This window comes from Myxosarcina sp. GI1(2024) (assembly GCF_053543375.1).
This window is the reverse complement of sequence record NZ_JBKGTY010000003.1, coordinates 256,524-279,884: the sequence shown is the minus strand read 5'-3', so window position 1 is coordinate 279,884 and position 23,361 is coordinate 256,524. Positions and strand designations below refer to the sequence as shown.

Annotated in this window: 18 protein-coding genes and 1 pseudogene; 8 read left to right on the top strand and 11 right to left on the bottom strand. The window is 43.5% G+C overall.

Annotated features, from left to right (window positions below; genetic code table 11):
• Positions 1 to 214 precede the first annotated feature (214 nt).
• Positions 215 to 916 (top strand): Uma2 family endonuclease, encoded by a 702-nt coding sequence (locus ACLFKQ_RS14875; protein ID WP_449000586.1) that lies wholly within the window; start codon positions 215 to 217, stop codon positions 914 to 916.
• Positions 917 to 986: 70 nt separating this feature from the next.
• Here the strand turns inward: ACLFKQ_RS14875 and ACLFKQ_RS14870 are convergent, their stop codons facing one another.
• The 5 genes from ACLFKQ_RS14870 to ACLFKQ_RS14850 all read right to left on the bottom strand — a co-directional run bounded on the left by ACLFKQ_RS14870 (position 987) and on the right by ACLFKQ_RS14850 (position 4,203).
• Positions 987 to 1,403, bottom strand: a complete 417-nt coding sequence (locus ACLFKQ_RS14870; protein ID WP_449001042.1) for an ABC transporter substrate-binding protein — start codon at positions 1,401 to 1,403, stop codon at positions 987 to 989.
• Positions 1,396 to 1,572, bottom strand: a complete 177-nt coding sequence (locus tag ACLFKQ_RS14865; RefSeq protein ID WP_449000585.1) for a hypothetical protein — start codon at positions 1,570 to 1,572, stop codon at positions 1,396 to 1,398. Before ACLFKQ_RS14865 ends, ACLFKQ_RS14870 begins: the two co-directional genes overlap by 8 nt.
• Positions 1,573 to 1,721: 149 nt before the next feature.
• Positions 1,722 to 1,880 carry a hypothetical protein gene (locus ACLFKQ_RS14860; protein ID WP_449000584.1) on the bottom strand — a complete coding sequence of 53 codons (159 nt, stop codon included), beginning with the start codon at positions 1,878 to 1,880 and terminating at the stop codon, positions 1,722 to 1,724.
• Positions 1,881 to 2,131: 251 nt separating this feature from the next.
• Positions 2,132 to 3,166: a DUF1611 domain-containing protein gene (locus tag ACLFKQ_RS14855; protein WP_449001041.1), complete on the bottom strand. Its 1,035-nt coding sequence runs from the start codon at positions 3,164 to 3,166 to the stop codon at positions 2,132 to 2,134.
• Positions 3,157 to 4,203 carry a dipeptide epimerase gene (locus tag ACLFKQ_RS14850; protein WP_449000583.1) on the bottom strand — a complete coding sequence of 349 codons (1,047 nt, stop codon included), beginning with the start codon at positions 4,201 to 4,203 and terminating at the stop codon, positions 3,157 to 3,159. The genes ACLFKQ_RS14855 and ACLFKQ_RS14850 overlap by 10 nt, the downstream gene beginning before the upstream one ends.
• 301 nt (positions 4,204 to 4,504) lie before the next feature.
• Here ACLFKQ_RS14850 and ACLFKQ_RS14845 point away from each other — a divergent pair, with 301 nt between their 5' ends.
• Entirely contained in the window at positions 4,505 to 5,269 is a 765-nt protein-coding gene (locus tag ACLFKQ_RS14845; protein WP_449000582.1) for a YebC/PmpR family DNA-binding transcriptional regulator, read from the top strand.
• A 350-nt stretch (positions 5,270 to 5,619) separates the two neighbouring features.
• Here ACLFKQ_RS14845 and ACLFKQ_RS14840 read toward each other — a convergent pair whose 3' ends face one another.
• Together ACLFKQ_RS14840 and ACLFKQ_RS14835 are read right to left on the bottom strand one after the other, a co-directional pair.
• Positions 5,620 to 5,787, bottom strand: a complete 168-nt coding sequence (locus tag ACLFKQ_RS14840; protein ID WP_449000581.1) for a hypothetical protein — start codon at positions 5,785 to 5,787, stop codon at positions 5,620 to 5,622.
• Positions 5,788 to 6,006: 219 nt separating this feature from the next.
• On the bottom strand, positions 6,007 to 7,350 hold the full coding sequence (locus tag ACLFKQ_RS14835) for an IS701 family transposase (RefSeq protein ID WP_449000580.1): 1,344 nt from the start codon (positions 7,348 to 7,350) through the stop codon (positions 6,007 to 6,009).
• A 338-nt stretch (positions 7,351 to 7,688) separates the two neighbouring features.
• Here ACLFKQ_RS14835 and ACLFKQ_RS14830 point away from each other — a divergent pair, with 338 nt between their 5' ends.
• Both ACLFKQ_RS14830 and ACLFKQ_RS14825 read left to right on the top strand, forming a co-directional pair.
• Entirely contained in the window at positions 7,689 to 8,123 is a 435-nt protein-coding gene (locus ACLFKQ_RS14830) for a DoxX family protein (RefSeq protein ID WP_449000579.1), read from the top strand.
• 4 nt (positions 8,124 to 8,127) lie between these two features.
• Positions 8,128 to 8,865, top strand: coding sequence for a TIGR04283 family arsenosugar biosynthesis glycosyltransferase (locus tag ACLFKQ_RS14825; RefSeq protein ID WP_449000578.1), 738 nt, complete (start codon positions 8,128 to 8,130; stop codon positions 8,863 to 8,865).
• A gap of 45 nt (positions 8,866 to 8,910) precedes the next feature.
• Here the strand turns inward: ACLFKQ_RS14825 and ACLFKQ_RS14820 are convergent, their stop codons facing one another.
• Both ACLFKQ_RS14820 and ACLFKQ_RS14815 read right to left on the bottom strand, forming a co-directional pair.
• Positions 8,911 to 17,166: a hybrid fatty acyl-AMP ligase/type I polyketide synthase gene (locus ACLFKQ_RS14820; protein ID WP_449000577.1), complete on the bottom strand. Its 8,256-nt coding sequence runs from the start codon at positions 17,164 to 17,166 to the stop codon at positions 8,911 to 8,913.
• 314 nt (positions 17,167 to 17,480) lie between these two features.
• Complete coding sequence (locus tag ACLFKQ_RS14815) at positions 17,481 to 19,103, bottom strand: mechanosensitive ion channel (protein ID WP_449000576.1); 1,623 nt, start codon at positions 19,101 to 19,103, stop codon at positions 17,481 to 17,483.
• Positions 19,104 to 19,412: 309 nt separating this feature from the next.
• Here ACLFKQ_RS14815 and ACLFKQ_RS14810 point away from each other — a divergent pair, with 309 nt between their 5' ends.
• The 4 genes from ACLFKQ_RS14810 to ispD all read left to right on the top strand — a co-directional run bounded on the left by ACLFKQ_RS14810 (position 19,413) and on the right by ispD (position 22,790).
• Positions 19,413 to 19,874: an SRPBCC family protein gene (locus ACLFKQ_RS14810; protein WP_449000575.1), complete on the top strand. Its 462-nt coding sequence runs from the start codon at positions 19,413 to 19,415 to the stop codon at positions 19,872 to 19,874.
• Positions 19,875 to 20,089: 215 nt separating this feature from the next.
• Positions 20,090 to 20,914, top strand: a complete 825-nt coding sequence (locus tag ACLFKQ_RS14805; RefSeq protein ID WP_449000574.1) for a hypothetical protein — start codon at positions 20,090 to 20,092, stop codon at positions 20,912 to 20,914.
• 221 nt (positions 20,915 to 21,135) lie between these two features.
• The gene (locus ACLFKQ_RS14800; protein ID WP_449000573.1) at positions 21,136 to 21,879 is read left to right on the top strand and encodes an LmeA family phospholipid-binding protein; all 744 of its coding nucleotides are present in this window, start codon (positions 21,136 to 21,138) and stop codon (positions 21,877 to 21,879) included.
• A 221-nt stretch (positions 21,880 to 22,100) separates the two neighbouring features.
• A complete protein-coding gene (ispD, locus tag ACLFKQ_RS14795; RefSeq protein WP_449000572.1) occupies positions 22,101 to 22,790 on the top strand; it encodes a 2-C-methyl-D-erythritol 4-phosphate cytidylyltransferase in 690 nt (229 codons plus the stop codon).
• A gap of 17 nt (positions 22,791 to 22,807) precedes the next feature.
• Here the strand turns inward: ispD and ACLFKQ_RS14790 are convergent, their stop codons facing one another.
• Together ACLFKQ_RS14790 and ACLFKQ_RS14785 are read right to left on the bottom strand one after the other, a co-directional pair.
• Positions 22,808 to 22,885 carry a hypothetical protein gene (locus ACLFKQ_RS14790; protein WP_449001040.1) on the bottom strand — a complete coding sequence of 26 codons (78 nt, stop codon included), beginning with the start codon at positions 22,883 to 22,885 and terminating at the stop codon, positions 22,808 to 22,810.
• 80 nt (positions 22,886 to 22,965) lie between these two features.
• Positions 22,966 to 23,361, bottom strand: a pseudogene (locus ACLFKQ_RS14785) (IS701 family transposase); the annotation flags it as partial.

Genomic DNA, 23,361 nt, shown 5'->3' with positions numbered 1-23,361 from the left:
TCTAAGCTACAGGTTTTAAGTTCTAAGTAGGTGGAAATGGAAGATAGGTGTCTCCAGGTGCAGTCAGTGAGTAAAACCACTATTTCATACGCTTTACAGTTTACTAACCTCTCGCTTTTTCACTTTTTGTAGAAAATCAACACAATAGCGCTACATCGCTTCTCAAAACCGAATTTGCTAGAGTTATGGTATTCGCGACTTCCAAAATCTAAGTATGGTTCGGCAACGACGCAACCGACAATCGAGTACAGTCAATGGACAATTACCGCCTCTAGAAAGTGGCGATCGCTTGACTCGTCCTGAGTTTGAGCGTCGCTATCTAGCTGCACCTCACATTAAAAAAGCGGAACTGATCGAAGGTATTGTTTACGTGGCATCTCCCTTACGTTTTCAACAACATGCAGAACCTCATAGTCGTCTGCATGGATGGCTCTGGACGTATCAAATTTCCACACCAGGACTGCGTTTGGGTATTGAGCCAACGATTCGTCTCGATTTGGATAACGAACCTCAACCCGACGCTGTATTGCTAGTTGACGAAAATGCAGGGGGGCGATCGCGCCTCGGCGATGATGGCTATCTTGAAGGCGCACCAGAACTTGTAGCCGAGATTGCTGCTAGTAGTGCTGCCTATGACTTATACGATAAGAAAAATGCTTATCGTCGCAATGAAGTCAAAGAATACATCGTCTGGCAAGTTTTAGAGCAAAAGCTGGACTGGTTTATCCTGCGAGAAGGTTTGTACGAATCATTGATAGCTGATGATACTGTAATTATACGGAGTGAAGTATTTCCAGGATTATGGTTGGCAGTCTCAGCCTTACTAGCAGGGGATATGGCAAAGGTGCTATCAGTGCTGCAAGCAGGATTAAATTCCGCCGAACACGCAGCATTTGTAAAACAACTTAAAAGCTAAAGTAGTAATTGCTATTTGCTACTTGCTAATTGCTACTTCTCTACGAGATACTCAAACAAATCGTCGAGGACTAAGTTAGCTGCAATCGGACCCATGCCCATCCAGTATCGAGATAGATATTAATTCTGTCTTGAGGGACGCGAACGATCGAAACTTCTGTTTTTTGTAGGCGATCGTCCATCTGTGCCTGAAACTCCTCGATTCGGGCATGGTAATCCGCCATTATTTGCTCCGCTTTGTCAGTTTTCCCCAGTGCTTCAGCGTATTTGTTCAGCAATTTTTTCCACTCACCGCTAGATTCTACGTTAGCGATTACAGTCGGCGCAATCTGCGACAACAGCTTGTATTTGTTTTGGTCATCCCACTTAGTCCCCAAAATTAAGTCTGGTTTTAGAGCGACAATCTCCTCAAAGCTGGGATTATTAAAACTACCAACACTTTTTATTCCTTCTAATCTGTTTTTGAGGTAGTAATTTCCTTCAGTAATTTGAATGCTGCCAATAGTAACGATCGCTCGGTCTAATTAGATGCTCTAGTCCCATAGATGACAAATCACAATCGCCCAAAAAAGTCTGAAATACTTCTGGCTCAATGTGGACTTTGATCGTCACAACTACTTCTGCTGCCGAACTTTCCGCACTTCTAATCGGAGCCATGCCACTGCCGCATAGTAAATACTGTCTTGCAGCAGTTGAAGTAGAGGAGGATTTTTCTGCAATGCTAAAGGCATATTCTAAGGGATGCGATCGCTTAGGACATTGTACAACGATATCATTGTGTACTTGGGAACGCTCGATTCCCAGTTCTACTCCCTGTCGCAGTTTAGCCTCGCGGTATGTCCTTGCCCTAACTGTTCTGGGTACTGATAGGTAACGTCAAACTTGTCGTTGTGGTTTAAGTTTCGCTGACAACGGGTTTCATGAATTAAATCCCAATAGTCTTGATGTGAAATGGTAACGGGCATTTTTTAAGTAGCAGATAGCAGATAGAAGTGCGACCCTGCGTCGACGAAAGGCGCAAGGGAATGCGCACTTCCCGAAGGGCAAGTCGCCAAGAGAGCCGAGGAAGCAGAGGAGGCGAAGTGAGCAAGGGATTATTTATTAATGCTAATGGTTAAAACAATACCTTAATTGCTCATTATTTTCAATATGTTTAAAAATAGCGATCGCCTCACCACCGTTCGCTATACAAATTTGCCACTGGAAACTTCTATGGCTACTCTATTGCCCCAGATAACAGCAATTCGCCACCAAATCTAACTGCATCGGTACAGGGTAATCCCGTAAGCCGTCCCACCGAGTCGATGGCAGCTTTAGCCTCTGTGGTATTTAGCCCAAAAGTATTGAGAGCGATTCCTTTAACTTCAATCTTGCCAAAAGTTCCTCCCCCACTGGCTACAGTTTCGTATAGTCGAATTACTTCTGGTAGAGGGGGAATTAAGATATTTAGTAAATTATGAATGTGTTTGGCATGGGCGCGATGTACTAAAATCAGGGCTGTGGGTTGACTGCCGCGAATTAAAGGTAAAGTAGCGGTAGAGCCTGGATGCAGCAACGAGCCTTGTCCCTCCACAACCACTAAATTACTCTTCTCGCCCAGTTCTAAGATGGACTTTTCTACCGCACCCGCAGCAAAATCTACCTTAACCGCATCTAGAGCAATTCCCCGACCGGTGATCGCAATTCCCGTTTGTCCCGTAGCGAGAAATTCCGCTTTAATTCCCCGTCTGATGGCGGCGCGATAAATTTCTAAGCTAGTAGACATTTTACCGACGCCCATATCCGTACCGACAGTAAGTATTCTCTCACAGGAAAGCGATCGCGCTTGCGCCGTAGCGATACTTAAGCCTGGAGGCTCTCGGCGAATATCCCAAATCCACTGGGAATGTTGTAAGTTACCAAACTCAGAGGCTAGGGGAGTATGCAAGCCGTTGATAATAGATAATCCTGCTCCTACTGCCCGTTCGATTTCCGAGTGCAAATCCTCTGGTAATTGTCCCCCAGAAGGAGCGATACCGATCAACAACACATCGGGGTGATAGGCGAGAGCTTGGTCGATGCTGGCGACAATAGGAACATTTTGCTCGATTCCCGTCAATTCAGCTAGAGATTGACCTACATGAGAGCGATCGATAACAGCGACAACTTCATTGGCACTATAGCGGAGAAAAGCCAAGCCAGTTTTACCACGTGGTGCGCCAATGCCATCATGAAGTAAGATAGCGACTTTTTGTTTAACTGTTAACACGATAATTTTACTCCCAAACCCGGGCGTTCATTGGGTAACAAACGTCCATCTACTATAGTTGCACCTTCAAAAGGATCGTCTAGCAAATTTAAATGGCTGTCTAGATCTAAATAATCGGCTAAAGGAGCCAGATGAGACATGGCAGTATTAGCCAAACTACTGTCAGAATAGCAGCCGAACATAACTTTCAACCCGCAGGCTCGGGCGATGTTAACTGCTCGTCTGACTTCGCTCAAGCCACCCGTTTTCATAATTTTAAGATTTACTCCCGCTACCGAACTTGCCAACGGCGGAATATCCCAACTAGTAAAACAGCTTTCATCGACAAAAATCGGCAGGGGAGAATTACTCGATAGACTTGCCAGTTTGCTTTCTTCTCCTACTGCCAGTGGTTGCTCGATATACTCCACGTCAAATTTAGTCAACCAATGGGACATATAAACCGCATCCTTAAAACTCCAACCTCCATTGGCATCTACGGTAAGTCTTACCTGAGGTGCTGCTTGTCTTACTGCTTCTAGCATCGCTTTGTCTGCTTTAATCCCTTTAGGGTTGCCTAACTTTACCTTGAGGAGCTTAAAAGCGATCGCCTCCCGCCAAGCACGAACTCGCTTGACGGCTCCTTCTGGAGAATCGATTCCCACCGTAACCGAGATCGGTACGATGCAGTCTCGATTCAATCCCCATAATTGCCATAAAGATAAACCAGCTTTCTTTCCTACCCAATCATGAAGTGCCATATCGATCGCTGCCTGTAGCGAAGATGACAATTGTAACTTATCGAGCGTGGCAAAAATTTCTTGCCGCTGTAGGGGATGAAACGATTCTAAGCTGGGAAGAGCGCGTTCTAACTCCTGCTGTAGTTTAGCGGTGCTGCGATTTTTGGTCTTATCGATCGAAAAAGGCGAAGCTTCTCCCCAACCTTCGAGATCTTCTGCAGAGATACGCAGCCACAAATTGGTATTTTGAGTAGTCGTACCGCGACTGATTTTGAGGGCGAATTTTTTGCGAACGGTAAAACTTGCTAGTGTTATTTTCACCTGAAAATCCCTCCAAAATTTTTCTCTTCTCCATCTTCCTATTTTCAACCGATTTTTAAAGTCTTCTTAATCCAATCGTTACCTCTATGTTGCACATTAAATTAAAGACATCATTAGAACGAACAGCTCTTACACCTGCTAAGTTGTAGATGAAATCAGATTTTAGTCGAGATTAAACTCGGCTTTTTTTGTTGGCAGTTCGCTCTAATTTGGCGCTCGCCATCGATGAAACTCTGTTCTAAAGCCTGTAAATTGGTAGAATTAATCGAGGAGCTATTATCCAAGAGGTACGAACCTTACAGTGGCAGGTCATAGTAAGTGGGCTAATATCAAAAGACAAAAAGCCAGAGTAGATGCCAAAAAAGGCAAAACTTTTACCCAGTTATCCAGAGCGATTATTGTCGCGGCGCGAAACGGAATTGCCGATCCCGATGGCAATTTTCAACTGCGTACGGCAATTGATAAAGCTAAAGCCGCAGGAATTCCTAATGATAATATAGACAGGGCGATTGCCAAGGGTGCCGGTACTTATCAAGATGACGAGGCTGTTTTAGAAGAAATTCGCTACGAAGGTTATGGTGCTGGTGGTATAGCTATTTTAATCGAAGCTCTTACCGATAATCGCAATCGCACTGCTGCCGATATTCGCGCCGCTTTTAGTAAAAATGGCGGCAATTTAGGGGAAACTGGCTGCGTTAGCTGGATGTTCGAGCAAAAAGGAGTGGTTAGTGTCGCAGACGTAGCAGAAGAAAAGTTATTAGAAGCTTCAATGGCGGGAGATGCGGATAATTACGAAATAGTTGAAGATGAAACTGATATAGCTGCAGAAGTTTTAACCGAAGTTGCTAACTTAGAGCATTTAAATCAAACTTTACAAAAACGGGATGTAGCCGTGCGCGATGTAGAATTGCGCTGGATACCCAACAATACCATTGAAGTGAGCGATCCCGAACAGGCACAATTGCTCCTCAAATTAATCGACACGCTAGAATCTCTCGATGACGTACAAAACGTTACTGCTAATTTTGAAATCTCCGAAGAGTTAATCGATTCTAGTATGGTTTAAATAGATCGAATTTGATGGTAATTAATCTACGGTAACAGCGATCGGAGAATAAATTTTCTGTCTAAGCTCGACTTTATCCAAGTTCAGCAGCATAGATAGCAAGATTTCCCGAACGATTAAATAAAGCGATCGCCAGAAACTCAAAGTCAAATATCATACTCACCAGATCTCCTCTGAAAATAGAAGCTGAAACAACGCAAATTCGTTGAGGACTCTATTTTTATTCCTGGGTTGTGAACGCTAGTTCATGGCATCTCTTGCATGAATAAATAAATAATCAAACCTTTTTTCCTTTGACCTTTCACCTTTTTCCCTAGCTTGAGTAGTTAATGATGATTCATGCAAGAAGTCTACTTACTATTATCTAGCTGGCGTACCGTTCCGCCGTGAACTTTTGCCATGATTTCAGCCATTTGCAAAGAGGGAAATTGATTGGCTTTGTCTTTTCCTGGTTGGAACTTTCCCGAAGTAGTTAAATAATGAACGAAAATACCTACTTTTTTCTCAACTATCCACATAATAAAGCGATCGCGATCGATGAACCTACACGAACCATACCATAATCATATGAGAAAGCATTGCGGTAGAAAATATTAATGCGAGGTGGCGCAGTATTCAATCTAAACAAAAACTGCTGTAAGAAATAAACTTTAAATTCAAACCAGTTGGTTAAAAACCACCGAGCAACTATCCCTCTTCTGTCACTCTCCGAAAATAAAAAATAGTAGAAACGTAGTTTATCTACTGAGAAAGTATGGTGAAAATTGATTCATCAAGGCAATTAGTTGATGAAAACCCAACAATAACTGACGATTGGGAAAAATGTCTAACCAGGGAACAATTAACCAGAGTAAAGTAATTGGTTGAATAATTAAACGAAGGTTATTTAAAGTAGTTTTCCATCCACCTTGATTAGACCACTGTTGATGACGAGTAAAATTTGCCTCAAACTCATCTTTACCATCAGAAAAATTCGAGTGAGTTGCTGAATAATTGAGACTACAAAGCACTTTTGTTTGAGAGCTAATCATCCAGTAAGCTGAGAAAATAATTTCCCACCACCTTTCAATTTGTTCGAATTTAGTGAAACGGTAATCTGTCCAACCTAACTCTTGTTTGCACTGTCGAAATCCATATTCAACCCAGGTTCTCAATCCATAAAGATTACCAAGACGTTGCTTAATTTGACTTCTTTTGTCAGTAAGATTAGTCATAACAAAGGATGTAGAATTCTCTGGCATGGTTTCGGGGTTAGTAGTTAATTCCCAGTAGGTTCTCCAACATCTGCGACCAAAAACAATTTCTCTAACATATCTGATTTCTGAATTTTGATTACTAAAAATTCTTTCAAATTCACACCATTTATTAGCTCTAACTTTTTGATTATGAGGCATCCAAACCCCGTGATTATTCCTAATTGCTAAGACCCAAGGCAATTTAGGTTTGTCTAATGTCTGTATGAAATAACTGCTTTCTCCATACAAACTGTCTGCTAATACTAATTCAATCTCAAACTCAAAATCTATTAGTTCTTCGATTATTTCGGCAGCTAATTCAATCTTGGTTTGATATTTATCCCCTGGTTTTAATGTTCCTTTCGGTTTAAAAACTTTCAACATTAAAGGAAAAGTAATATTGTCGTATATCCCATAGCTATTTACTGTAACTATCCCCTGGTCTATCTTGCCAATACTTCCTAAGTATTGCCGCGCTACGTAGTCGGTTTTTTTTCCTTTCTTTCTATCTCCTGTTTCATCAATGACTACTGTTATTTTCTTCCCTGATAATGCCGAAAGTGTTTTTGATAATCTTCGTTTTCGAATCTCAATTATTGACCAAGGGGACTTAGCTAAAAAATGATGTAGTGATTGCGCTGAATTAATACCTACTATTTTCGCTATTTCTGGGAGTGATTTTCTCTTAATTGGTGAGACAATTCCTAAATGTAAGTACTTAAAACACTCGTAACTTCTTACTTCAGGGAATAAGTCTTTGTAGCTGCTACAATATTCGTCAATCACCGATACTGTCGGTCGTGCATCTCTGGCTAAATGTTTGAGAATTTGTAACTCTACATCCATTGCACTATGTACTCTCTAGCAATTTTGTTTTTCTAGTCCTTTATTTTACTACTCGGAGAGTGACATAAGAGGGCTATAGTGGTTCTCATATTAGTAAGGTACAAATCCATACAAGTAGAGGAGCGCTCTAGTCCTAGTGCCTAGTGCCTAAATTGATCGAGGTGTATCTCACTCAACCGAGAATTGCTATATTGCCTACTAAAATTAGTCGCTCGCGTCATTAAAACTTTCAAATTAGTCATAATGTAATTGCTCGATCTGGGTTTATTGAGTTTTGCATCGGCTCTAATTCTCTTTTGCCGAGATGCGATCGCGCTGATTACAATTGTTCGACTGAGATGAAAAATCTAATCTTATCTAACAAAGAATTACTCAGAGTTATTTTAGCTGTTTGCTTGATAGTTGTGGGAACGTTACATTTTGTCGTACCAGAACCATTTATTAAAATAGTTCCCGATTTTCTTCCCTATGCAGCCGCTTTAGTCTACATTAGTGGCTTTTTCGAAATTTTAGGTGCAGTTGGACTGCTAGTTCCCCCGGTCAGTCAAGCGGCTGCATGGGGATTAATACTATTATTTATCGCGGTTTATCCTGCCAATATTAATATGGCTGTCAATCACATTCAGATTGCCAATATTCCTAACAGCAACTGGTTTCAAGCAATTAGGCTCCCATTTCAATTCGTCTTAATTGCCTGGGCTTGGTGGTATACTCGCCCCGATCGAAATCCCAACCAAGCTTCAATTATTCCCGGTTATCCTCGCCAAGATTAAGCTAATGTCGGAGCGGATTTCGATTATTATTCCCACTCTCAATGAAGCTGCTTATCTGGAGCATACTCTACGTAATTTGAGTTTGTTAATGCCTACTGCCAAAGAAGTCATCGTCGTCGATGGTGGCAGTCGGGATGATACTTTAAAGATTGCGCGTCAATTTGGCAGTTCGACTATAGTATCCGAGCGTGCCGGGCGATCGATACAAATGAACTTAGGAGCTGAGGCAGCTAGGGGAGAAATTCTTTGTTTTCTCCATGCCGATACTATAGTGCCCTACGATTTGGTGTCCATTATCGAAAAAACCTTAGCCGACTCTGCTACTGCTTGCGGTGGTTTTATCTCTATCATGACGGGAACCCATACTACTCGTTGGGGAATAGTTTTAAACAACTACCTTAAAACCTATTACGCACCCTTGCTATTTCGACCCCATTTATTTCTATTTAAAGGATTGCGGATTCTGTTTGGCGATCAGGTAATATTTTGTCGTCGCCGTGATTTTTGGGATTGTGGCGGTTTCGATCCCAACTTGCCACTTTTAGAAGATGCAGATTTGTGTTTAAAGCTACTGAATAAGGGTAGAATTCGCCTAGTCAATCGACTGGTACGAACCTCAGACCGCCGCGTTGCCAAGTGGGGAGTACACAAAGCGCACGCTATTTATTTTTATGTCGGGTTTTTGTGGGGATTAGGGGCAAATGCTACTTATTTAAAGCAGTTTTACGATGATATTCGCTAATTTGAAATATTTTCTTCCCGATCGGGCAAATTTAGATCGGGATTACTAAGGAATCAACTTATTGGTTAGAGCGACGGCACCACTAATAATTTTGGCTAGAGCTGAAGGAGTTTCTAAAGGTAGATTGTGTCCTCCAGACAAAACCACTTTTTCGGCTGTAGGCATGGCGTTTTGCTGTGCCGATAGGTCTTCACTGCGATTAAAGTTGCTTTTATCTCCGTAAACTAGAGTAATGGGAATTTTAATCTTTCTCAATAGTTTTAAATAGCGCGATCGCCCGATACCATTAAAGCCAATACCCGCTCTAGTTCTCAGTAAAGGCTCCCATCGCCATCTCACTCCCCCTTCACAGGGTTCGGTAATGCGTTCTGCTAGTAACATTGCTAGAGACCGAGAAAGAGCCGGAGTAGCCTGGCGCAGACGTTCGGCAGCGGCTTCGACATCGGGAAATACAGGATGTTCGGGAGGAGATGCTAGATAGTCTAGCTGAGTAGTTAACTGTTCGACGGCATCATCATCTTCGGAAATGGTGGGTAAAATTGTTTCTACCAAGACGATGTTTTTGATTCTTTGAGGGCGAATTGCTGCAAAAATCGCCGCAACTACCGACCCTAGAGAATGACCGACTAAAGTAAAGGCTTTTCCTGCCAAATTCTCCGCGATCGCATCGATATCGCTTAAAAAGTCAACTAGATTATAAGAACCTCCTTTACCGACGCGATCGCTCCTGCCGTGTCCTCGCAAATCTGGGGCAATTACTCGATAGCCTTTTTGAGCCAGACGAATTGCTACTTCCGACCAAGCCGCACCCTGTTCGAGAATACCGTGCAAACAAAGTACGATCGGTCCTTCTTCTGGACCCCACATACAGAGGCAGATTCGCAAGCCGCGAATATTGAGTAAAATTTCCTGCATGGGTAAATCTGCAGCAGATTCGGTTTCGTGGGGCAATTGGTAATTAAGCCGACGGGCGATTTGTTGGGCGTAAGTACCTAGCAGGGAGGGCAACTCGATTTCTTGCCATGCAGAAGCTAGTTTTGCCTCAATTTGCCTGCGGTTGCCAAAATTAGGATCTCCTAGCGACAGAGAATTACTGTATACTCCATCAGTTAGGCGATCGCCTCGATAGGGCGTGAGCACGGCAGGATCGAAAGGAACTCCGAGAAATTCGCACACTCCTTCCATTACCTCGCGGGGTCGGCTGACTAATTCTTCATAACGCACTAGATAGTGACGGTTGGGATCTAGTTCGCTACAAAAATCAAAAATGTTTTGGTTGCTTTCTTGCCAAATCGATTCAGCTAAAAGGTAGGGATCGCTATTTTTAGAACCAATTAGCTTATCCATCCGCATTCGCGCAAAAGATTCGATTACCGCATAGGGATGGCGGACTAAATGGATGTATTTAGCGTTGGTAAATAGTCGTTCGGCTTTGTCTAAAGTTTCTCGGTTACTGGCATAGGTGGGAGATTTATCGATTAACAAGCGATCGCCCGTTAGCTGTTGCAGCATTTGATAGACTTGTTTAATCGAAAGATTATCTCTGATTAGGTCGTTAACCAGTTCACGACCTCGGGCAGCATCGAGATTTTTTAAAGCCATTAAAGCTCTAGTCAAGCCTTCTCCTAGCTGCGAGACTCCTAATTCTCGTTCTCGCTCCTGCATAGTCTCGAACGGCAACAGATGTAGTTCTGGAGGTGAAGAAAGTTGGGGATGTCCTGCCAGCATTACTCTGAGTAAGGTAGAACCCGATCGCGGACTGGAGAGGATAAAGGCAATTGGTGTGGTCAGAGGGGATTGAGAAGAATTAGCAATCGAACGTTTGACAGTTTTGCGAACGGTTTTCCCATGAGTTTGGCTAAATTCTGCCGCTAAATAGGTTGCCAAGCTATCGATCTTGGGATGTTCGTATACCTCTCTGGGATAGAGCATCAACTGGAGATCGGCTTTTAAACGAGCGATCGCTTCGACGATCATTAATGAATCCATACCCAGATCGAGCAAGTTAGCATTAGTATTCAAATTTTCAGAGTCGCTCTGTAAAATTTCGGCGATCGCCTGCTGTAAGTAGTCGAGTAGATAAGCTTTTCTTTGCTCTACTGGAGTTGCTAGTAGTTCGGCATAAACTCGATTTCCTCGTTTGGAAGCTTGGTTTGAAGTGGGTAAATCTACCAGTTCGGCAAAATAATTGGACTGGCGTAGGTAGCTAAATTGCTGACTCAACTGCTTCCAGTCGGCAGCAATCACTCCTACTTGAGTTGCATTGCTGACAATAAGTTTTTCTAAGGCAGCTAATCCCTGCTGTGGCTCGATCGGGTCTAATCCCGACTGATTGAAGCCGCGATCGCTTGCCATACCGCTATCTGCCCAAGGTCCCCAATTAATACTCAAGGCGGGCAGGTTCTGACTGTGCCGATAACGGGCGATCGCATCTAACCCAGCATTGGCTGCCGAATAGTTGCTCTGTCCTGGGGAACCTACCAGAGAAGCTACTGACGAACACATTACGAAAAAATCTAAAGGTAGATTTTTAGTAGCCTGATGGAGATTGCAAGCACCGATTACTTTGGGAGCGATGACTTTCTCAAACCTTTCCCAGGTTTGATTGTGCAGGATCCCGTCGTCGAGTATTCCCGCAGCATGAATGATGCCTTTTAGTTGGGGAGAGGCTGTAGGCAGATGCCAATCGAGCTTAACTATTTCCTCGATATGTGACATTAGAGTTACATCCGCTGATACCTGCTTGATGACTGCGCCGTTTGCCTTAAGTTCGTTAATTACCCGTCGGGCAGTGGGAGAAGGTTCGCTTCTGCTAGCTAAGATTAAATACTTTGCTCCCTTATCTACTAACCAGCGTGCCAGATGTAAACCCAGCGCACCCAAGCCCCCCGTAATTAGATAGGCTGAATTGGGAGTAATTTTAAAGTTGTGATTAGTGGGTATCTCAGTTTTGACTAGACGGGAAACGTAAACGCGATCGCCTCTTAAAGCCAGTCTGTCTTCGCGCTCTTTACTAGCGACAAGCTGGATGAGATGATTTATTTGCTTGTCTGTAACTTCCCCAGCAAGATCGATGATGCCGCCCCAATATTCGGGATGTTCTACGGCGATCGCCTGTCCGATACCTACTATAGAACTAGCAGTAATCGCATCTATGTCGATCTCGTTCTCAATCGCCCAATTACCTGATGTTACCAACCAAATAGGGGCGATGGTTCCCTGTCGAGTTAATCCTCGAACTAAATCTAGCAGACCATTACAGTTTGTTTTCCACTGTTGGCTTAGTTCTAGAGAATCTGAATTCTCTCGGTCTAAACCCCAAAGATAAATTATTCCACCTAAATCAGAGCAGTCGGCTAAAATGCTATCAATTTGGTTAGCGTCTTGGCGAGTCACTAACTGACAGGTATTACCCCTCGCCCTTAGTTCGGCAGCGATTTTGGCTCCAATCCCTTGGCGATCGCTAAAAATTAGCCAACAATCGGCGAGATTCACTTTTGAATTGGGGACGATTAATTCCTTTAATTCCTTGTTTAACTGCCAGTAAATTTGATAGAAGTCTGGTGTTGTAGAGGCAGTAATATTTGGAGTCTGATTAGTTGTCAGGGGATGGAGTAAATTATTCCCCGACCCTTTCTCCAACCAGTAGCTTTGACGTTGGAAAGGATAGGTAGGTAAGCTAATTTTTTTTCTAGGATAACCGCGCTCAAACTCATGCCAATCGATAGCGAAACCGCGAGCGTACAAAGTAGCTAAAGTCTGCAACACTTGTTGCCAGTCTGGTTGTTTGGGGCGCAAACTGGGCAGCCAAAGGAAGTCACTATTGCGGTCATTAGCTAATGCCGAACGTCCCATTCCCGATAAAATCGGTTTGGCACCAAGCTCTAAAAAGATCCTACAGTGTTGGCTCAATAATTTGATACTGCGAGCGAATTGGACTGGAGCGACAATGTGCTCTACCCAATACTCTGGTGTGGCGATCGCTGCTGTTGCTAATTCTCCCGTAACATTGGAAATAAGCTTTAATTTGGGCTTAGAATAGTCTACTTCTCGAGCCACTTCCTGAAAATCTTTTAATAGCGAGCGCATCAGAGGAGAATGAAAAGCATGAGAAACCTTTAACTGTTTACTTTTAATGCCTCGCTTTGTTAGCTTCTCAATTACTCGAGCTACGTCCGTCCCTTGCCCTGAGATTACCAGATTGCGATCGCCATTAATTGCCGCGATCGCCACCCTACTAGCAAATGGCGCGATCGCTTCTCTAACTGTTGCTTCAGAGGCGAACACTGCAAACATCGTTCCCCCTTGAGGCTGAGCTTGCATTAACTTCCCTCTGGCAGCAATTAGTTTTAGTCCCGCTTCTAAACTAAACACTCCAGCAATGGTGGCGGCGACATATTCTCCAATGCTGTGTCCCATTACCGCATCGGGAACGATTCCCCAAGATAGCCACATTTGGGCGAGGGCATATTCAAGGGCAAATAAAGCGGGTTGGGTGTATTGAGTTTGGTCTATATGTAGGGGCGAACGGTCGTTTGCCTCTAGGGAGGGATAAATTATTTCTAATAACGGTTTATCTATATAGGGTTGTAAAATCTCCCCACAGCGGTCTAGAGCTTGGCGGAAAATGGGTTGAGTCTGATAGAGTTGATAACCCATTGCCGAATATTGGGAACCCTGTCCGGTAAACAAAAAAGCAACTTGGCGGCGATCGCCAGATTTGAACTTACTGCGGACTATTCCCGTAACTGAATTACCCCGGTTATAGTCTGCCAGTTTTTGCCGTAGTTCTGCCGTCGAACCAGCTACTACCGCCCACCGACAATCGAAATGAGAGCGTCCCGTATTTGCGGTATAGCAAAGATCTGTTAGGGATGTTTCGGGATCGGTAGCAAGATAATTTTCGTAGCGCGCCAGCGAATCCTCTAATGCAGCTTCGGTTTTTGCCGATAAACCAAGCAAGTGTAAGGGACGTTCTGATTCTGAAGCTAACTCGGTTGCTGCGACAGGAAATTCTTCAAGGATGAGATGAGCGTTGGTGCCTCCAAACCCAAAAGAACTCACTCCAGCCAATCTGGGTTTGCTTGACTTCCAGGGCTGTAGCTGGGTAGCAATAGATAGAGACGATCGCTTTAAATCGATGTGGGGATTTAGCCGCTCGAAGTGAAGATTGGGGGGAATAGTTTGATGTTGTAAGCAGAGAATGGTTTTGATCGAACCAGCTACACCGGCTGCCGCTTCTAGGTGTCCGATATTAGTTTTTACCGCTCCCAAATAACAGGTGCGGTCGTTAGGGTTTTGGGACAAAACCGACTTTAAAGAATTGACCTCAATCGGATCTCCTAAAGAAGTACCCGTGCCGTGAGCTTCTACGTAGCCAATTTCTTCAGGAGCTACGCCAGCATTAGCGATCGCCCGACGAATTACTTCTCGCTGCGCCAGTCCGTTGGGGGCAGTCAGACCGTTGCTGCGTCCGTCCTGATTGACTGCCGAGCCTTTAATTACCGCCAGAATTCGGTCGTTATCGACGAGCGCCCGCTCCAAAGGTTTGAGAATCATGATCCCACAACCCTCACCCCGAACGTAACCATCTGCCGTGGCATCGAAAGTCTTACAGCGTCCATCAGCTGCCATCATTCCGGCTCGAGAAAAGGTTTCGGTAAGTTCGGGAGTTAGGATCAGGTTGACCCCACCGACAATGGCGCGATCGCATTCTCCGTTTTTCAGGCTTTGGCAAGCCAGATGAATTGCCACTAGGGAGGAGGAACAAGCAGTGTCTACTGCTAGAGAGGGTCCCCGCAGATCTAAAGTATAAGAAATCCGATTGGCGGCGATACTGTGGGCATTGCCCGTACCCGCGTAAGCATCCAATTCCGTTCCATAATGCAACTGCAGTTGAGAGTAGTCGTTACTGCTAGCACCAATAAACACTCCGGTATTGCTACCTGCCAAACTATCGGGTGCGATCGCCGCATTTTCTAAAGCCGACCAACAGACCTCCAACAATAACCGCTGTTGGGGATCCATGCTTTGGGTTTCGCGGGGAGTAATCCCGAAAAACTGCGGGTCGAATTTATCTACATCTCGAATAAACCCACCCCAGCTAGCTGCCGACCAGCGATCGCCTTTGCCGATGGCATCTTTACCATCTCGCAGCAGTTGCCAAAATTCTTCTAGGTTATTCGCCCCCGGAAAACGACAGTCCATCCCGATAATGGCGATGGGAGAATTAAGGACAGAATGTGAAGAAATCGCAGCAGAAGCTTGGGATTGAGAATTAGATCGGCGAGAGTTTAATTGGGAGAGATAGCGAGCGAGTTGGGCAATAGTGGGATAGTCATAAATTAAAGTCGGAGCTAGTTCGACTTGCAACCAATCTTCAAGATCGGCAGATAATCTCACTGCCTGAATCGAACTGAGTCCGAAATTAGCCAGGGGTTCGTTAAGGTCTATTTCTGCTGGAGACATTTCCAGAGTGCCTGCTAGGTTATCCCTCAACCAGCTAACGATTGTTGCTTGTCGTTCTCGATGTTGAGGGAGCTTGAAGGCGATTGGCTCTCGACTTGGGGTAGGCTCGGCTGCAGCTTGCCATTTGCCTACTAGGTTGAGGTTTCCCCCTAAAAAACCCTGCTTACAGGCGTGGCGTTTGATTTTACCGCTAGAAGTTTTGGGAATGCTGCCAGTTTTGAGTAAGACAATTGATTCTACCTGCAGTTCGTGCTGTCGAGCGATCGCCTGACGGATGGCTCTAGATATTTCTGCAGTGTTTAATTTGCGCAGATAAGTCCGCTCGACTTCGGTAGTAATGACTAATTTTTCCGTCCCTGCTGTTTCAATGGCAAATGCCGCACAGTTACCAGCTCGCACTGCTGGATGAGCGCGATCGACAGTTAACTCGATGTCTTGAGGATAGTAGTTGCGTCCGCGAATAATAATTAGATCTTTTAAACGTCCGGTAACGAATAACTCCCCGTCCTGAAGAAATCCTAAATCTCCAGTACGCAGAAAACCATCACGTTCAGTATTAGCGATTCGAGCTTGAAAGCTAGCGGCAGTCAACTCTGCCTGCTGCCAGTAACCTCGGGCGACACTGTCGCTTTTCGTCCAAATTTCGCCAATTTCTCCATCGCGACACTGTTGTCTGGTGTGGGGATTGACGATCGCCAAAGTTTGACCGGGGAGATTGCGACCGCAACTAACTAAACTAGTAGTATTTTCCCTTGGTTTAACTTCAATAGCCCGATCTGCTTCTAAAGCTTTACGGTCGAAATTCTTAATCACCGGCGCTGCCGACTTTTTTCCTCCAGTAATTATCAGAGTAGATTCTGCCATGCCGTAGCAGGGATAAAATGCCGCTCTATCAAAGCCACAGTTTTGAAAATGCTGGCTAAAGCGTTCGATTGTTGCGGCTCGTACGGGCTCGGCACCGGTAAAAGCCAATTCCCAAAAGCTCAGGTCGAGGTCTGGTATTTGTTCTGGTTGCAGGCGCTCGACACATAAATCGTAGGCAAAATTCGGTCCCCCGCTAAAGCCAACCCGATAGTGAGAGATTGCCTTAAGCCAACGATAGGGACGCTGGAGAAATGTTACCGGAGCCATTAAATACACTGACATTCCTGCATATAAGGGCTGAATCACTCCCCCGATTAGTCCCATATCGTGATAAGGAGGCAGCCAAGAAAGCCCGATTTGTTCGGCATGATTTTGAAAACAGCGATTGATCGCCAGGGAGTTGGTCATGATATTTTTATGAGTGACCATCACTCCTTTAGGTTTGCCCGTAGAACCGCTGGTATACTGCAAAAAAGCGAGATTATCTTGCTGAATTGAAGGGTAATTCCAGTCTGAGGCACGATCACTCGAGATGCTATCGGTGGGGATAAACTGTAGCTGTTGCTCTGGTGCTTCTGAGGTAAATTTCTTGGCGATCGCTTCGTGCCAAGTTTGAGTGGTTAGAGCGAATTTTGCCCGAGCATCTTGGGCGATCGCCAAGAGACGAGATATAGATTGATTGGCACGAGGAGGATAAGCAGGTACTGCTACTACTCCAGCATACAAGCAGCCCAAAAAAGCTGTAATAAATTCTAATCCCGGCTGATAGAGTAGTAATGCTCTTTCTCCCCGAGTATTGTCGATTTGTAATCTGGCGGCTATCGCCCGGGCTCGCTCGTCTAGCTGTCGGTAAGTCAGACAATCTAATTCAGTTTCGCCATCAGCAAGGAAAACAAATGCCCGTTTCGGAGTAGGCTGGTTTGCTACTTGCGTTCTTAATCGTTCTATCAGAGTTATTTGCTTGCTCAATCGTTTCCTCTCTCTGCCACCCACTAAGCTAGATATCCTTAACTAGCTTATCCAAATAGCGAGGATTTTTGTTATTTTCGTCCTTTGGATCGCGATTCTCTGAAAAAGAATAACCGATCCAAGTCAAAAAATATAGACTGCTTGCCAAATTCTCACAGCAGTTTTCGTTTGGGTAGACGACATCTTGGTATTAGGCAGAAAAAAATAAGACGCTTTTTAGCTTTCAAAAAAACTCCTAGTAAAATAAATAAATACTAGGAGTAAGCGCGAACTCGCAATTCCAGAAATATTTGAACTAGAAATCAAAATACTTCTTAGCGGTTTTTAAATGAATTAAACCAATCCCGGAGCTGTTCTCCAGCCACTTCTCGTCCACCCAAACCAAAGGAAAGTGCGATCGCTACGGCAATACTGCCCAACAGCAGTCCAAAAGCTAGGTTGACTAAATTGGGTGCTAGCCCAATTTCAATTAGGGCGATGGAGGCGACAAAGACAATAGTGACGATGCGAGCAGTTTGGGCGAGTAATTTTGATTGAGTAGCTCCCGAACTTAAAATGAGATTGTAGGCAAGATTGGCTAAATACAAACCAATGGCAAATACGATTATGCCAATTAGGATCTGAGCAGCAATCTCCAAAATCACTGCTACTACAGAAGCTAGAGCGGGAATATTAAGGATGTCTACCGCAGTCAAAGTGCCGATTAATATGATTCCTACCAGAACGATAATTCCCACGAACTCCGAGGGTGTTTTGGTAGTTGGAGTTCCATCTTGAATGACAGTAGGTTGTTCGGTAGTTTCGGCGACAAAAGGTTCTCCTTCAGGGGGTTCGACGCTTGGCGCGGTAGATAGTCCCAACCACTGTAGCAGGTTGTTAAAGCCAATACTGGTTAAAATATTAGTAACCAAATCGGCAACAAAGCGACCTGCAACGTAGAAAAAAGCTAAAACTACTGCTGCAGCAAATAATTTGGGCAGTAGCTCTAACACCTGATTGAGCATCGCGATCGCCGGATTGGAAATTGCCTGAATCTGTAGCTGTTCTAGTACCGCGATCGCCCCAGGAATCAAAATTAGCACGAAAACCAAAGTACCGAGAATCGAGGAAAGAGATTGTCTTCCCGTTCCCGTGGCAGATAGACCAAATCTTTCAGCGAAGCTGTCTATTCCAGTGGCAGCCAGTAAATTGGTTACGATTCGCCGTACGATCTGAGCGACAAACCAGAAAACCACGCCGATAATTACCGCTCCCAAAATATTGGGGAGAATTGCTAGAATTTCGTCTAGCAAAGTTTGTACGGGCTCTAAGGTTCCCTCTAAATTTAGAGTACTGAGAATTGCGGGTAAAAACAACAGAAAGATAAACCAGTAAAGCGCGTTGGCGATGGTATCGCTGAGCATATAGGTCGACTCTGTCGTCTCTACACCCAAGCGGCGGTCTATATCTAAAGCCCTCAAACCTCTAGAAACTAAGGACTTCACCAAAGTTGCAATTATCCAAGCAATACCTAGTAAAAAGGCAGCACCGATAATTTGCGGGATAAAGCTAGTAACTCGCTCTAGCAGCGAGTTTAGCGGTTGTGAAACTGCATCTAGCTCTAGGGTATTGAGAAAAGCTACTACCGCAAATAAAATAATCAACCAGTAAAATAAATTGGCAATCCAATTTTCTACTGGAATTGACTCTCCTCCTCTTTGTCCCGTCAACCAAGCAGCAATACGGTTATCTATATCGGTTTTATTTAGCAGTCCTTTAATAAGACTTCTAACAATAGAAGCAATAATCAAACCTAAGATAAAGATACCGATAGCTTTTAGTAGGTTCAGCAACGAGGAACCAAAGTCACTGCCTATGTCAGAAAATATTGGATTGGTATTTGTCTGGGCTAAATGATAAAGGCCCGATGATGAAATAGCACTAATTATTTGTGTCATGTTTTTAGTTGTGATTCATCTTGTTACTACCGCCATAAATATTACCTTAAGGCGATCTTTATATCTTACTTGTCGATTTAGCAAGCAAATATATTTTCTGGGTCAATTATGCCAAACTAACTCCGAAATGCTTAAAAAGTTTATAATTTCAATGCATTTCTCTGATGATGTCTAGTCGATATCGGACTATAGATAGGATTGACCTTCAGGTATTATCGAGTATCGGCATAATTTATTTAGTAATTTTTTTGTTAAGAATGAATTAATAAAATCGTCTAAAATTTTAATTTTATCGCCAGTGTTTTTGGGATGTCTTCGCCGCAAGTTTTCGAACAAACAATTTACATTCAAGCTAGTGCTACTGTCACTGAAAGTTGTCTGACTGACTTAGAATTGATGCACCGCTGGCTTAACCCTCTTTTGCGGTGCGAGCCAATTGGTAACTGGAGTACGGCAAAAGGAAGCCTGAGTCGCTTTACAATTAAAATTCCTTGGTTGCAACCCAGTCTGAGAAGTACGATTGTCGAACGAGAACCAGGGTTAATCGTGTGGGAATTTAAAGGTTTTTTTCAGGGGCGCGATCGCTGGGAATGTCAACCGACTGAAAAAGGTACCATATTACTCAATCGCTTTGAATTTACTATTCCCAACCCAATTGTCAGTTGGGGATTCGCTCTTTTTGCCACCAACCTAACTAGAAAAGATATGCAGGCACAGTTACGGCGACTGAAAAGAGTTGCTGAAGAAGAATATCTTAAAAGCGATCGCTGAGCTGGAGAAGTTAGAAGTAGTAGAAAACAGAAGGTAATAAACCGAACTTAGGTTAAGAGCGATAATGCCGTCCGTTCTTTAGCCATCCAAGACAGAAAGAGCGCGGGCTTTCTCTAACTCGATCGATCTGTCGATGACATTTAATCTAGACTTTATCAACTCTTTCTAAAATCGTTTTAGTGATAGCTGAAAATCTAATTTAGGAAGAAAAACAAATGAGTCAATCTAGTCAAAATAGCTTGAATAGCAAAGTTATCGAAAAAACTATTTCTGCCAGCATCAAAAAAGAAATCTCCGCCGCCAGCATTAATAACGCTACTCGTAAAGGAAACAAGGAACTAAAATTCTTAATCGGTCAAATAGCCAAATATCCTTTTGATAATTTAGAACAGGCAGAAATGGCTGGTGCCAATTTAGGAAAATATATCGCTGAAGCTTCCCAAAAAAGCGGTAAGCAAAATCTAGATGCAGGTATAATTCATCAGATGCGTTATCAAGGAGAATTATTTTCACTAGCCGGGCTTTCAGAGGTAAAACCTCAGCCAGAGGATCGAGCAGCACCGGTAGACTCCACTGCAACCACTTCTAATACTTCGGAGTCTTCAACGCGAGAAGTTTTACCTTCAGTTAGCCAAGTGCGATCGCCAGAAGTAACCAAGTCTCAATTAGACTCTGCTGGTGAGGATGTTTCTGCTTCTGAACGAGAACGACAAGTAGAACAAACTCCAGAACTTCCAGCGAGTGATGAGAAAGTTGCCGCACCTGAAGTAGACGTTGGACAAGCAGCCTCCCCATCACCAGCGCCAGAGGTAGATCTAACTTCCGAGATTCAAACGAATGATGAGACAGTTCCTGCTTCTGAAGTAGATCTAACTTCAGAGACTCAACCAAATGACGAGGAAATTCCTACCTCTGAAGCTAGTTCTATGAACACACCTGAAGTAGCTGAAGATTCTCAAGAAACTGCTTCTGTCCCCGAACCGGCTGAGGAAGATAAGGTAAATACAGAAGAATCAACACCACAATCGCAATCTTCTTAACTATCGTCTAGCTTTCACGCGACGAGAACTAAGTTAAGAACTTTAATTAAATTATTGGCAGCCAAAGGCAAATTGACTCTTAATCCCCTTGAGTTACGCTCGCCAATTGTTGCCAATATTTACAAATTGTTACTTTTGTTACTTTTAGTTGATGCGATCGCTTGAGGTATTTGACTTTAATAAAAAATATTAGTAGTTAAAAATATCATCGAAATTAGACCATGAACTCACCGGATATTGGCGAACAGGCAATCAGCAAAGCTGTAGAAATTGGATTGGAAACTCAGTTCGATCGATTAGAAGACTTAAATATAAATATTTGCACCAACCCCATAGATATCGTCCAGGGAAAATTAGATTCTGTCGATGTCGTGGGTAAAGGGTTAGTAGTGCAGCGAGATTTGCGTACCGAGGCATTAAATGTCAAAACTAACAGTATCGAGATCGATCCTCTTAAGGCTACTGTTGGCGAGATCGAAATGAAGCATCCCACCGATGCCACAGCAAAAGTTAGCCTAACCGAAGCCGATATTCAGCGAGCGTTTAACTGCGAATATATCAAAGAAAAAATCAACAATCGAAAAGTAACTATTGATGGTGAAACATTGACAGCTAATGCCCAACAGGTGAATTTTTCCCTGCTGGGAAAGGGAAAAATTAGCCTAGAGGCAACAATTGCCCTAGCTGAAGTTGCCGAAACCAAACAAATTGCCTTTACAGCAGTACCCAAAGTGGTCGATCGCGGCAACAAGATCGTCGTGGAAGATGTAGAATTTGTTTCTGATAAGAATGAAGCACCTGAATTTACTCAGGCTTTGTTAGAAAGTACCAAAGAGCTATTAGATCTGCGCAATTTTGAGTTAGACGGTATTGCCATACAGGTAAATAACCTCGACGTACAAAAGGAAAGAATACTTTTTGATGCTAAAATTCGAGTCAACCAGTTTTCTAAAAATATCGATTAATGATTGATGGTCAATTGTCGCTAGTTAATGCCAGCAAAAAATTTAATAAAATTGTGAATTTAGGGGAAGATAAGTAGGTAGACAGAATTAAATGCAAAATAACAAGAGTTAGTAGCTCGCCCAAAACCTTTATTACTCCTGTCTCCTGTCTCCTAACCTTCACAGTTAACTTTAATTTGGTCCATTTACTTATAGCCCGAGCAACTTAATTTTAGAAAAGAATGTATTTATTGATTCCTGCTGCGGGAGTAGGACGCAGAATGGGTAGCGATCGCAATAAGCTGTTATTAAAGTTATTAGACAAACCACTGCTAGCTTGGACTCTAATTGCTGCCAACAAGTGCGATCGTCTAACCTGGATGGGTATTATCGGACAACCAGTAGATTTTCCCGATTTCAAACAAGTGTTGGCACAGTTAAACCTCAGCAAACCAGTAGAGTTAATTCCAGGGGGCGAAACTCGCCAACAGTCGGTAGATAATGGTTTGGCGGTTCTACCTACCGAAGCAGAACGAGTTTTAATTCACGACGGGGCGAGATGTTTGGCAACTCCCGAACTATTTACCCGTTGTGCCGATGTGTTGCAAACCTGTCGAGGCGCGATCGCGGCTGTTCCCGTTAAAGATACGATCAAGGTAGTAGATTCCGACAAGTATATTCAAGATACTCCAGACCGCAGCAATCTGTGGGCTGCCCAAACTCCCCAAGGCTTTGAAGTTAAGTTACTCCAAGAGTGTCACGCACGGGGTAGAAAATTAGGCTGGCAAGTTACCGACGATGCAGCCTTATTTGAAAAGTATCGCCTACCCGTAAAAATAGTCGAAGGTGAAGAAACTAACTTAAAAATTACCACTCCCGTAGATTTGGCGCTCGCCGAGTTTATCTTGCGGCAGCGACTAGAAATAAATTAGAAGTACATTTTATTAATTTACGTCCAATAGAGAATTTTGGCTTGAGGAAACCTGCTAGTAATTTGGTATTCGATATAGCTACGTAACCCCTCCATTGTTTCTTGCTCGTAAACGTATTTTACCCCACCAAACTTATTGCGTTTCTGGGTGCGTTCTAACGGTACTTAAACAAAAATCAAGCCCAAACAAAGCCCAAACTAGCTTTATAAGCTACGAATACGTCGCGATTTTGGTTCAACCATTGGACAAAACGATAAGATATACCTGTACGAAAAGCTTCTAATGCTTCAGGAAATGTCTCCAAAGGTTTGTTCGCCCAACGTCTTCTTAAACCTCCAGTAAGCTTATGCCAAAGGATAAAAGTATAGGCACAAAAAACTAGAATAAAATGTCTTTCCAAACTCTTCTTATCTCTAACTTGATACTCTTTTAATCCTAACCATCCCTTGGCTTCTCGATAGAAAACTTCTATCCAGTTTCTCTGAGCATAAGTTTGAACTATCCATTGCTCGGTTACTATTTCTCCCTCAACATTTGTGAGTAAGTAGTCAATATCTTCAGCATCTTCAAA

What these genes read in the sequence shown, in the direction of transcription:
- ACLFKQ_RS14875 (WP_449000586.1), top strand. Translation starts at nt 215, where the DNA reads ATGGTTCGGCAACGACGCAACCGACAATCGAGTACAGTCAATGGACAA.
- ACLFKQ_RS14840 (WP_449000581.1), bottom strand. Translation starts at nt 5,787, where the DNA reads ATGTGGATAGTTGAGAAAAAAGTAGGTATTTTCGTTCATTATTTAACT.
- ACLFKQ_RS14825 (WP_449000578.1), top strand. Translation starts at nt 8,128, where the DNA reads ATGTCGGAGCGGATTTCGATTATTATTCCCACTCTCAATGAAGCTGCT.
- ACLFKQ_RS14865 (WP_449000585.1), bottom strand. Translation starts at nt 1,572, where the DNA reads ATGGCTCCGATTAGAAGTGCGGAAAGTTCGGCAGCAGAAGTAGTTGTG.
- ACLFKQ_RS14810 (WP_449000575.1), top strand. Translation starts at nt 19,413, where the DNA reads ATGTCTTCGCCGCAAGTTTTCGAACAAACAATTTACATTCAAGCTAGT.
- ACLFKQ_RS14830 (WP_449000579.1), top strand. Translation starts at nt 7,689, where the DNA reads ATGAAAAATCTAATCTTATCTAACAAAGAATTACTCAGAGTTATTTTA.
- ispD (WP_449000572.1), top strand. Translation starts at nt 22,101, where the DNA reads ATGTATTTATTGATTCCTGCTGCGGGAGTAGGACGCAGAATGGGTAGC.
- ACLFKQ_RS14805 (WP_449000574.1), top strand. Translation starts at nt 20,090, where the DNA reads ATGAGTCAATCTAGTCAAAATAGCTTGAATAGCAAAGTTATCGAAAAA.
- ACLFKQ_RS14790 (WP_449001040.1), bottom strand. Translation starts at nt 22,885, where the DNA reads ATGGAGGGGTTACGTAGCTATATCGAATACCAAATTACTAGCAGGTTT.
- ACLFKQ_RS14800 (WP_449000573.1), top strand. Translation starts at nt 21,136, where the DNA reads ATGAACTCACCGGATATTGGCGAACAGGCAATCAGCAAAGCTGTAGAA.
- ACLFKQ_RS14835 (WP_449000580.1), bottom strand. Translation starts at nt 7,350, where the DNA reads ATGGATGTAGAGTTACAAATTCTCAAACATTTAGCCAGAGATGCACGA.
- ACLFKQ_RS14860 (WP_449000584.1), bottom strand. Translation starts at nt 1,880, where the DNA reads ATGCCCGTTACCATTTCACATCAAGACTATTGGGATTTAATTCATGAA.
- ACLFKQ_RS14815 (WP_449000576.1), bottom strand. Translation starts at nt 19,103, where the DNA reads ATGACACAAATAATTAGTGCTATTTCATCATCGGGCCTTTATCATTTA.